The organism is Streptococcus sp. 17.1, from assembly GCF_016648655.1.
GTDB lineage: Bacteria > Bacillota > Bacilli > Lactobacillales > Streptococcaceae > Streptococcus > Streptococcus salivarius_E.
Window position 1 is genome coordinate 1 of the sequence record NZ_JACLQM010000031.1, and the last position, 11,737, is coordinate 11,737.

The following is an 11,737-nucleotide window of genomic DNA, read 5'->3' on the forward strand; positions in this document are numbered from 1 at the left end:
TTATAACACCTTATCTACTCATGACTTATTTACAGAAAACAATTATGTTTTTTCTTTCTAATCTAATATTTATATTTAAAAATAAAAAGGGGTTCTTAAAGTGAATAAAATATGAATAAATAACCTTGTTTTGTTAAACATATTTTTAGCATTCTGTTTTTATTCTTAATAAAAACAAAGAACCGACTTTCGTCGATTCTTTTTTCATTATGTGAACCTGTCCTCAGACAAGCATATTGTAAAGTGTTTCGTTACCGTGAAGGTTGATATAACTTGGGTCAAAGGCTGAAAGACGATCGAGAAGTCCATCATAATCGTTCTTGTCACTAAGAGCGATACCAATGAGAACTGGACCTTTTCCTTTATTAGCACGTTTGATGTACTCAAAACGAGTGATATCATCATTTGGTCCCAAGATATCATTTACAAATTCACGAAGGGCACCAGGACGTTGTGGGAAGTTAACCACAAAGTAATGCTTGATGCCATCGTAGATAAGCGCACGTTCTTCCATCTCTGGCATACGGTTGATATCATTGTTACCACCTGAAATGATGCAGACGATGGTTTTTCCTTTAATCTCATCTTTAATCACTTCCAAAGCTGCTACTGATGCTGCACCTGCGGGTTCTGCAATGGTACCAACCTTAGAGTACATATCAATTAGGGTTTCTGAAATCAAGCCTTCATCAACTCCCAAGAGACGGTCAACATATTTACGTGCAACTTCATAGGTCTTGACACCTACCTTTTGAACAGCAATCCCATCCGCAAACTTATCAATTTCTTCGAGTTTTACAGGATAACCACGGTCAAAGGCAGCACGCATACTACGAGCACCACTAGCCTCAACACCAATAACTTCCATAGATGGTGCCACATCCTTGATATAAGTAGCCACACCTGAGATAAGGCCTCCGCCACCTACTGGAACCAAGATACTATCGAAGGAAACACCCTCCTCTTGAGCCTGCTCATAAATTTCATAAGCAACTGTTCCTTGACCCGCTTGGACATTATAATCGTCGAATGGATCAATGAAAGTCATGCCTTCAGACTTGGTATATTCCTGTGCTGCTTGAGCAGAAGCATCAAAGGTATCTCCCACCAATTTAATTGTTACAAACTTGCCACCAAAGAAACGGACTTGACCAATTTTTTGGAGAGGCGTTGTTACTGGCATAAAGATGGTTGCCGGAATTCTCATCTCGTTACAAGTGTAGGCAACCCCTTGAGCATGGTTTCCGGCTGATGCACAAACCACACCACGCGCCTTGTCCTCATCACTCAATTGATGGATAGCATAGTAGGCTCCACGCAATTTGAAAGAGCGTACCTTTTGCATATTTTCTTTTTTAATATAAATGGTCGCCCCGTATTTTTCAGATAGGTAGCGATCAAAATCTAGTGGTGTGCGTTCCACCACGTTTTTTAAGACTTCATTAGCCTTTACGATATCATTTGCAGTAATCATTGGCTCTCCTTTGACACAATATTCAAACCATTTCTATTGTATCACAATTTTCAGAAAAAATAGCAGCCAGTATAAAGAAAACTCCTTGTTTACACAAAGAGTTCTTCTTATTATTTATCAACTTTTTTTGACATCAAGAAGTTACGGAGAGCTGCAAGGGTTGCCGCACCTGCAAGGACAATAGCTGTAAGGATGGCTACAGCATGTTCTCCCCACTTGTGAGATTTTGCTGTTTTAGCAATTGTAGCCTTAAGGTCTTCAGTTGTTCCTTTTTCACCTGCTTGCGTCGTTGTCTTACTTGCAAGGTTAAGATCTTGACTACCACTGTAAGTGTTATCTGACGAAGCTGTATTGACAAGGTCTTGACGGCTACTGCGAGTATAGCTGACATTTGTTGTAATACTATCAATCATCTCAACAATATTTCTGATTGTTGTTGCATCGTACAAGCCACCCTCAGTATCTTTCAAGATAGATACTGCTAATTTTTCAATAGAAACTTCTGAAGAAGCTGCTACCATAGAGTGAGATTCTGAGCTTGCTGTTTCTGAATATCTTGCATAGTTGCTAAAGAGTGATGCTGCTTCTGTAATCGTTTCAGAAGTACTTGGTAAGGTTTCTGAGACGCGAGGAGCTACAGAGAGTCTATTCCAACTATTGATGTTTTCTGATAGTCCATCAAGGACGACTTCCTCTGATGTGCTTACTGTTTCTGAAATCGCCGAAGTCACTTCTGAAGTGCTCACTTGACTTTCTGATTCTGTCAATGAAACAGCTGGTTCTTCAACTACTTCTGATTCTGAAACGACTGTGCTGATTGAATTCTCTGATTCAGATGCTGAAGTCTCTGAAGTTGATGCTTCTGAGATAATATCAGTTTCTGAGACCTTCGATGATACTGTTGTGCTTTCTGATACTTCTGACGGAGCAACTGAGACAATTGTGCTTGTAGTTTCTGAAACAAGGCTAGTGCTTGCTTGACTCTCTGATTCTGTCAAAGAAGCCACTGGTTCAACTACTGCATGTGATTCTGAAATTGCTGTCGTCGTTGGAATTTCTGACTCTGAAGTTGATGCTTCTGAACTATTTTCAGTTTCTGATGCTTCCGATGATACTATTGCACTTTCTGATACTTCTGATGAGGCTGTTGAGGCAGCTGTGCTTGTAGCCTCTGAAGCTGGTGTAGTGATTGAATCTGACGCTACTGTACCTTGATCCGTATTAGATACTGAGTTGTCATCTTTCTTATCATGTGCGGTCTCTGACACAGCTATCGCCACTGGAACAGCTGCTGAGTTTACTAACTCGTCAACTGATGGTGCTGGTTTAGTTGTTTCATCGAGTTTAGGAGCTTCAACAGATGGTTTCTTATCAGTTGGAGCCTCTGAACCTTTGTTTACTGTTGAATTTTCTGATTTAGCTGTTTCTGAGCTTGCTTCAGATGTTACGGTATTATCTGCTTTCTTACCAGCTTGGTTAGTAACTGGTTTCAAGATAACTGGTTCTACCGGTGTTGCTGTTGTGTCTTCCTTGATATAGAGCATGTTCCAAAGAGTTAGTTTAGGAACTGAAATGACAAGCACTGGTTGACCATTTTCATCTGTTTCAAGACTTGCTTGTGCCTTCTTCATGCTTGAAGTTGCCCAATCATCTGGTGACGTCACATAGACTTGATTGGCAATTTTAGCAGCTTCTTGAGCTGTTTTACCTGCTAGGCTAAGACGAACTGTGAGATTTTCTTGTGCGTCCGGTGTTTTATTGTCCGCATAACCCTCTTCATTATGCCAGCCCGCATTGATGCCCATCATATTAATCATTTGAACAGTTGAGAAACCTTTTCCTGATTTAGCAAATGTCCAAACTTGATCTCCTGTCACACCAAGAGCATCTTTAGAAAGGATTTCACCAGAAGCATTCTTGGTAGATACGGACTGAGTGCTGTTTGTCACACCCTCACCACGGAGAAGATTTTCATAAGCAGTGATAAACTGTTGGTAATTGTAAAGCTTACGAATAGTGTCCTTAGCTACACTGAGGTATTGCGTTGGGTAATAGGCACTTTGAAGAACGTTAAGGGCTGCATTAGCATTGGCAAGGGCTGCAATGGACATGTGATAGCCACCGGCTGCAGCTACTGTCGCATCTACGAGAAGTGTCGCGTCAGCTTGCAATGGTTTACCAGCAAGGGCATCTTTACCCGCACCGTTAGTTGCTTTTCCGCCAGGAACAGTATAGTCAATACCTGGTTCTTCCATGTAGGCACCAACGATAAGTGATTTACCAGTTTTATTGCGTACCATATCGATACGTGCTTTCAAATCACCATAGGCAACCTGCATACGTCCTGGAATAACTGAACCACCATTTGTCCAAAGCTCATTATAAACAACATCTTGACGTGCCTTGGCTAGTTTATCATCATTACCACCATTAACATCATTGATTGTGATGTAGTACTTTTCACCGATGAGGTCCTTCATGGCATTAATAAATGACGCATATGAATCAGACATCATGTGTGAGTCAGCCTCGTCTGTACTGTTACGGTGCTCATAATCAGTCACACGGTTGTCACCAATTGTATCACCTTGCCAACCATCGAATCCCATACGATCCATAGCTGATTTCATGACACCTGCGATGTATTTTTGCCAATCTGGATTCGCCGGATCATAGTAAACTTGAGTTGGGTTATCACCGATAGTGTAAGTCATCGGTTCACCCTTCTTACCAAAGCTATCGTAGAAGTTATAAGCCAAAGCAGCAAGTGGAAGGGCCGGATTCTTTGGATTTGAATCTGCTGAAATCATGTTATAAAGCATGGCAACAGCACCTGAATTATGAACTTGATCAACCAATTCTTTAACAGCCTTAGTGTCAACTTGAGTGTGACTCCAGGTATTCCATTTTTGAACAAAGCTATCGACACCCTCTGGGAAAGGATCTGTAGCTTCATTATAAGCATCATAGAAGAAATATGAATTGATATTCATAGACTTCATGAGCTCAAGCTCTTTACGGTAGGCTTCAAGATTTTTAACAAGAATACTGTTTTGATTAGTTGGCGAACCTGCTACGATACCGTAACGTGGGAAAACTGTCCAATCATCTTCAACAGACAAGCCAGCACGCTTGCTTGACAAAGTACTACCTGATTTATCGTTGACACTGATTGTCACCAAGTAACCTGTATTGTTTGTCAACCACTCTGACGCTACTATCAAGTTTGAAACCTTAGCTGAGGTTCCTGCCGCTAGCGTAAGGTCAACGTTATCTTGACCGATGATCTCTGAAGCATGTTGAAGTGTCAAGTTGACAGTCATCGTCTTAGTTTCTGCTGTTGGATTAGACACAACAACAGAATAGTTAATATCACCATCTGTCTTGCTATAAGCAGCTTTTGTTGTTTCTGGATCTGTCAAGTAAGCATCACCATTTAAGTTTTGCTCTGTCACTTCTGTAACTGGTGTCACTTGAGCAGTTGAATGGCGTCCTGCTTCAGTAGCATTATCAGATGATGATGTGATGGTTTCCACAGCAGCTGACTCAGGATCTAGTGCTTCACTGGCTACAAGCATTTCTGAGCTAGCACTCTCTGCTGACACAGCTTGTGAAAATATTGTAGAAGCTGTTGCTGTTGTTGCAGTATCTGTCGCAACAGCGGCAGATGATGGACCTACTTCTGTTGTCGCAACTGGAGCAACTGCCTCCGTTGGTACCACCACCAAGTTATCTGCTTCAGTTGTAATGACTGGTTTTGTTGCTTCTGAACTGACCATGCTATCTGCCTTGGCGACCTGATTCATCCCTAGGACACCGCCGGCTACAAACAACCCTGATAATAATTTAGTTGACGCTACTTTCTTTGACATATCTCTCTATCCCTCTAAAAAAAGTTTAAATCACCTCGGCGTTTCAAATTATCACTATTGGTATTTGCATGCTGTGAACTCGAGTTATTTTTTAGTTTCATAAAAATCGCTTGGTGTTTCTTATGAAACTAATGTTAACTTAATCTTTTTTGTAAGACAAGGGAATTTCCGGCAATCCTCGTAAACGGTAATTTTTTCATCATGAATGGTCAGATTTTTTCAGAAATTTGAGAAAAACATTTTCTAATTTCATTAAATATTCACTTGGTTAAGCCTACTTAAAATAACAAAAATAAATCCCAAATAATGAAAATCGAGCACCTAAATTGCCCATACGATGAGAGTAAAAAAAACCACCTCTCACACAAGGCGAGAAATGGTTTGTTTATCGATTTTTAGTATCTAAAATAATGGTCACAGGTCCGTCATTGACCAGACTAACCTGCATATCTGCACCAAAGCGTCCTCTTTCTACAGGAACATGAGCTGACAAGGATTGGTTGAAATCGTCATAGAACTGGCTAGCCATGTCAGGCTTTGCAGCTCCCGTAAATGCTGGTCTATTCCCTTTTTTCGTATCTGCAAAAAGCGTAAACTGAGAAATCGACAAAATCTGGCCATCAATATCCTTAACAGAAAGATTCATCTTGCCATCTTCATCTGAAAAAATACGCATATTGACAATCTTACGAACTGCATACTCTAGGTCCTCTTTGGTATCCTCTGGACCAACTCCGACCAAGAGTAAGAGCCCCTGTTTAATGGCACCAACCGTAGAATCCTCAATAACCACAGAGGCACTTTGCACGCGCTGAATCACAATCTTCATCGCAGTAACTCCTTAACCATTTGTACGTTTAACGCTATAAACGTCTGGGATAATTTTAATCTTATCCACTAGACCGGTCAATTCAATAAGGTTTGCAATTTCAAAGCTAACGTGAATATTGGCAAACTTCATGTCCTTAGTCGGTTGCGCATTGACCGTAGCGATGCTCTTGGTCGTATTTGACAAGATTTGAAGAACATCATTCAACAGACCAGAACGGTTAAGGCCATAGATGTCAATCTCTGCCAAATAAGATTTATTGGCATTACGTTCATCCCACTCCACTTCGATTAAACGTTGTTCATAACCTTCTTGACTCTTGATATTATTACAATCTGAACGGTGAATAGCGATACCACGACCCTTGGTAATGTAACCTTCAATCTCATCTCCAGGAACTGGGTTACAGCACTTAGCGATACGCATGAGGAGACCTGAAGCACCTTGAATGATAACGCCATTTTCACTCTTAACCTTAAGAACTTCTTTCTTCTCAGTCTTAACCTCGCCACCGTTCATTAGCTCTTCAGCTTCAGCTTTTGCCTTAGCACGCTCTTCCTCACGGCGTTCTTTTTCTGTCAGACGATTGAAAACAGCAGCAGCACTAATTTCGCCAAAGCCAACAGCGGCATAGAGAGCCTCTTCACTACGCACACTCATACGAGGGAGAATTTCCTCAATATGTTTCTTGTCTAGGTACTTATTGGCAATATAGCCATGCTCTTGGAAGTAGGCAATCAAAAGCTCACGACCCTTGGTGATAGAAGCTTCCTTATCCTGATTCTTAAAGAATTGTCGAATTTTATTTCTGGCCTTGGTTGTCTTGACCATCTTAATCCAGTCACGACTAGGACCAAAAGAATTGGCATTAGTGACAATCTCAACCACATCACCTGTCTTAAGTTTGGCAGTCAAGGGAACCATACGGCCATTAACCTTAGCACCTGTAGCCTTCTCTCCAACTTGGGTATGGATAGCATAGGCAAAGTCAATAGGTCCTGAATCTTTAGGCAATTCCTGAACAGCACCATTTGGCGTAAAGACATAAATACGCTCTGAGAAGATATCCTCTTTAACAGAGTCTACAAATCCCATAGCATCACCATTTGAGGCATCTTGAAGTTCAACAAGATCTTTAATCCAGTTCATTCCCAAAGCGGACTCTTTTGAATCTACCTTGCCCTTAATCCCTTTCTTGTAAGCCCAGTGAGCTGCAACCCCGTATTCGGCAACTTGGTGCATTTCCTTGGTACGGATTTGGATTTCAATAGGTCCTTTTGGTCCATAAACCGTTGTATGGATAGACTGGTAACCATTGGATTTAGGATTGGCAATATAGTCTTTGAAACGGCCAGGCATCGGACGCCAGAGCTCATGAATATATCCCAACATGGCATAAACATCACTGTGCGTCTCCATAACACAACGGATGGCAATCAAATCATAAATTTGATCGAAGCGCTTTTTCTTGTCGCGCATCTTACGATAAATAGAGTAGATATGCTTTGGACGACCATAAACATCACCAACAAGTCCTTGTTCAGCTGTGTAGGTCTTAATTTTATCGACAATCTCGTCCACAAGTTCCTCACGCTCACGACGTTTTTCCTTCATCATGTGAGAAATCTTGTAGAATTCCACCTCATTAAGGTAACGGAAGGACATATCTTCCAATTCCCATTTGATACGACTGATACCCAGACGGTGAGCCAAAGGAGCATAGATTTCCATGGTTTCACGAGAAATGCGCTCTTGCTTATCCTTGCGAAGATGCTTTAGGGTACGCATATTGTGTAAACGGTCGGCCAATTTAACCAAGATGACACGGATATCCTTAGACATGGCCATAAGCATCTTACGGTGGTTTTCAGCCAACTGCTCCTCGTGGGACTTGTACTCAACCTTACCAAGCTTAGTAACACCGTCTACGATATTTCGTACATCCGTACCAAAATCCGTTTCCAAATCATCGAGCGTTTTTTCGGTGTCTTCAACGACATCGTGTAAGAAACCACAGGCTACTGTCACTGCATCAAGATGAAGGTCTGCCAGGATACCTGCCACTTGAATAGGGTGAATAATATAAGGTTCTCCTGACTGACGAGATTGCCCACTATGAGCATCTGTCGCATAATGCCAGGCTTTTTCAACTAATTTCAAATCATCTGCTGACATGTAGGCCGAGCAAATGTCTAAAATTTCTTCTCCTGTTACATTTTTATCTTTAGCCATGATTTCTTCCTTCGCTTCTTTATAATAACCTTTATTTTATCACTTTTACAAGTAAAGAAAAAGAGCTAGATAGGCAATTCTTAATCACAAGGAGCTAACTTGAAAAGCACAACATCTTGTGTTAGAATGATTGAGCAAACACAAGATATAGATAGAAAGAGGACGCTTATGTCTCAACTTACCCTCGTTTATATTAGTCTAAGTGGCAATACCCAAAGCTTTGTCAAACGTATGTCTGACTACCTATCCCTCAACCACGGGATTGAATGTCGCCAAATCAATATTAAAGAGCTTAATCATGAAACCTTCCAAGTAGATGAACCCTTTGTCGCACTCTTGCCAACCTACCTTGAAGGTGGAAATGGCGTGGACAATGGAGATGTCGAAATCCTAACCAATCCACTGGGAGATTTTATCGCAGCCCATGATAACCACAAACGTTGCTTTGGTATCATCGGTTCTGGTAACCGTAACTTCAATAACCAGTACTGCCTAACCGCCAAACAATACAGTCAACGTTTTGGCTTCCCTATGTTGGGAGACTTTGAGCTTCGTGGCACACAGTCTGATATCGAACGTCTGGCACCTATTATTCTAGAAGCACAAAAGAACTTTAACCAACGCTAAAACTACAGCAAAAAAGCCCCTGACAGGGGCTTTTTCCTTTGCTTAATTTTTTTCGTGTTTTTTGATTCCAAAGAATCCAGCCAAGGTCATAAGAACCATACCAGCTAAAGTTGCTGACATAGATTCGTCTGAACCAGTGTTTGGCAAGGCCTTAACTGAACTTGAACCTTGAGTTTCTTGCACTTGATCTTGAGGTAAGATAACGACTTGAGCGTTTGACAATTGGATAGCTGAAGCAGGTTTAGCCATGCTAGCAACTGCAGTAGCATTTGGTTTCACATGCTTAGTTTGGTCTGCCATCTCAACACCTTTTGGTGACTTCTCAGATTCTTTCTTAGTCGTATCCTCAACTTGATTTGCCTTTTCCTTAACAACAAAGCGGTACTCTGCAAATCCTGCTTGTGTTGATGGTCCTACATAACTAATGGCATCCTGACCAGCAAGGTGGGCACGTGCATTGTCAGATGAGGCAAAACGGATATCTGCATTCGTAATATTAGGAACGAAACTCCAATTTCCATCAGCCGTTGGGTTAATCGTTTTCTCACTAACGATATAATCAATGATTGCCTGACGATTCTCAAGATTGAGGAGACGTTTTTCTGCAGCATCCTTAACACCAGGGAAGTTACCAGTCGCACGATAGTTGTTAGTCACGACAAGGAAAGTCTGATTCAAATCAATGGGTTTACCTTGATAAGTCAAGTCACGAACACGACTAGCATCTGGGTTAACCAACTTACCTTCACGATCGTATTTGTTAGGTTGTGTCAAATCAAACTTATAAGTCAACCCATCAATCACATCGTAATTGTATGAGCGATAGCTACTATTAATGAGTTGTTGTGGCTCTTTGCTATTAGGATCAATTTGATTGAACTGTCCTGCAGACATTTCCAACCATTCTTTTATTTGTGCACCAGTCACCTTGAGTAGGGCAGTAACATTGTCGTAGAGGTAGAGGTCCGCGACATTCTTAATGGCTAATGGTCCTGCTGGAATATCGGTATAGTAGGTCGCATCCCCACGAGTCCCCGCCTTGAAAGGTGCTGCAGCTGAGAGGAGTGGAAGATTCGCATCTGCTGTTCCCGCTACTTGTTTTTTAGCATACCATAGTTGTGCATTATTAACGATTTGAATAGATGGATCGTCCTGAACCTGAGCAAAATAGCTAGTAATTGGTGCAGTAGTCTCACCAACTTCCTTACGAACATAGTTGATTGTTCCATTATGGTCATGAGCAGCCATATTAATTAAGTCCTTGTCCGCAACATCTGACTTAGTATCAATCTTTTCAAGCTTGGCCTTACTGTTAACAACTTTCCATTTACCATCCGTGTAAGTCAATTTGACATCCATGATGCCTAGATGATCTCCGAATTTACCAGCCATAACCACAGGTTTCCCATTGATGAGACCATTGACATCATCTACACCAGGGTATTTCGCATAAAAACTTGTACCATCTCCATTTGGGAAATCCGCATGAGAATGCCCTGTCGCAACAGCATCAACACCTTCGATACCAGCAATTTGGTAACCTTCATTTTCCTCATTCTTAGTGTATTCATTGTCACCAATACCAGAGTGAGCAGCAACAAGGATAAAGTCAGCTCCTGCAGCCTTCATCTTAGGAACGATAGCCTTAACAGCCTCCATTGGATCATCCACAGTTACCTTACCTTCAAGGTTGGCCTTATCCCAAACCAAAATCTGTGTTGGAAGGACACCAGTAATACCGATTTTTAGCGTTACCTGTTTGCCGTCTGTATCAGTAAAGGTCTTGTTAACAATCTTATAAGGGTTGTAATAGTAGTCACCTGTTTGAGCATTACGCACATTGGCATTGATAATGTTAATCTTAGCAGCCTTAACCATACGATCCAAAAATTCTAGACCATAGTTAAACTCGTGGTTTCCAAGTGTTTCGGCATCGTAACCCAGCATCTCAAAGGCCTTGTACATAGGGTGAGTCTCACCTTGGGCAACAGGGTCAATCAAAGCCTTATAAGTCCCAAAAGGAGTTCCCTGAATCGTATCCCCACTGTCCACTAAGACCGTATTGGGATTAGTTTCACGGGCTTTTTTGATAAGAACAGCAGTTTTAGACAAACCAACTGTTTGAGACGGCTTATCTTGATAATAATCATAGTTAACCAAGTTGGTATGAAGGTCTGTTGTTGACAAAATCTGCATATCAACAGTCTGCCCCTCATGAGCAGGCTCTGTAACAGTTTCAGCCTGTACTGGCACCGCTGGTGTCACCTGATTGGCATTCGTCAAAACAGCACTGGCTTCTTGACTTGCTTGGGCCGTCGAGGTATTAGCTGATGACTCTGCAGATGCATTTGCAGCTACTGTTGTTGATGTAGGAGATACAGTCTCTGTCCCTCCTTGAACAACTGTTCCTGAAGTGCCTTGTCCTGATACGGTAGCAGCTCCACTATCTGTCACAGTTTCAGTTGAGGTCGTTGGTACTGGTGCCGTTGCCTCATCAGCTTGACCTAGGACTTGTGGCACAGTCAAAAGAGCAAAAAGGCCCAAAACCACGGCAGATTGAGTCACATAACGATTCGTTTTCATTAGATAAATTGTAAAATATAGTGCAACAAAAAAACTCATAGCCTTTCATTGGTGTAAACTGTAAGTAACCACACAAACAGAACCCGAGGAAACACTATGAGCTACTCCCATCTTACCATA

Annotated in this window: 6 protein-coding genes; 1 reads left to right on the forward strand and 5 read right to left on the reverse strand. The window is 41.5% G+C overall.

Annotated features, from left to right (window positions below):
- Positions 1–223 precede the first annotated feature (223 nt).
- The 4 genes from ilvA to H7T99_RS10235 form a co-directional block, all read right to left on the reverse strand.
- Positions 224–1,474, reverse strand: coding sequence for a threonine ammonia-lyase IlvA (ilvA, locus tag H7T99_RS10220; protein ID WP_037604085.1), 1,251 nt, complete (start codon positions 1,472–1,474; stop codon positions 224–226).
- 110 nt (positions 1,475–1,584) lie between these two features.
- Positions 1,585–5,346: a glycoside hydrolase family 66 protein gene (locus tag H7T99_RS10225; RefSeq protein ID WP_037604084.1), complete on the reverse strand. Its 3,762-nt coding sequence runs from the start codon at positions 5,344–5,346 to the stop codon at positions 1,585–1,587.
- 385 nt (positions 5,347–5,731) lie between these two features.
- Positions 5,732–6,175, reverse strand: coding sequence for a D-aminoacyl-tRNA deacylase (gene dtd / locus H7T99_RS10230; RefSeq protein ID WP_002889739.1), 444 nt, complete (start codon positions 6,173–6,175; stop codon positions 5,732–5,734).
- Positions 6,176–6,187: 12 nt separating this feature from the next.
- On the reverse strand, positions 6,188–8,407 hold the full coding sequence (locus H7T99_RS10235; protein ID WP_037604083.1) for a RelA/SpoT family protein: 2,220 nt from the start codon (positions 8,405–8,407) through the stop codon (positions 6,188–6,190).
- 168 nt (positions 8,408–8,575) lie between these two features.
- On the opposite strand from H7T99_RS10235, the gene nrdI reads away from it, so the two are divergent.
- Positions 8,576–9,034 carry a class Ib ribonucleoside-diphosphate reductase assembly flavoprotein NrdI gene (gene nrdI / locus H7T99_RS10240; RefSeq protein WP_022496522.1) on the forward strand — a complete coding sequence of 153 codons (459 nt, stop codon included), beginning with the start codon at positions 8,576–8,578 and terminating at the stop codon, positions 9,032–9,034.
- A gap of 42 nt (positions 9,035–9,076) precedes the next feature.
- On the opposite strand, the gene H7T99_RS10245 is transcribed toward nrdI, so the two are convergent.
- A complete protein-coding gene (locus H7T99_RS10245) occupies positions 9,077–11,617 on the reverse strand; it encodes a bifunctional 2',3'-cyclic-nucleotide 2'-phosphodiesterase/3'-nucleotidase (protein ID WP_037604082.1) in 2,541 nt (846 codons plus the stop codon).
- Between the last annotated feature and the right edge of the window lie 120 nt (positions 11,618–11,737).

Bases quoted from the DNA above. Each gene is read 5' to 3' on its own strand.
- H7T99_RS10225 (WP_037604084.1), bottom strand. From the start codon at position 5,346: ATGTCAAAGAAAGTAGCGTCAACTAAATTATTATCAGGGTTGTTTGTA.
- dtd (WP_002889739.1), bottom strand. From the start codon at position 6,175: ATGAAGATTGTGATTCAGCGCGTGCAAAGTGCCTCTGTGGTTATTGAG.
- ilvA (WP_037604085.1), bottom strand. From the start codon at position 1,474: ATGATTACTGCAAATGATATCGTAAAGGCTAATGAAGTCTTAAAAAAC.
- nrdI (WP_022496522.1), top strand. From the start codon at position 8,576: ATGTCTCAACTTACCCTCGTTTATATTAGTCTAAGTGGCAATACCCAA.
- H7T99_RS10245 (WP_037604082.1), bottom strand. From the start codon at position 11,617: ATGAAAACGAATCGTTATGTGACTCAATCTGCCGTGGTTTTGGGCCTT.
- H7T99_RS10235 (WP_037604083.1), bottom strand. From the start codon at position 8,407: ATGGCTAAAGATAAAAATGTAACAGGAGAAGAAATTTTAGACATTTGC.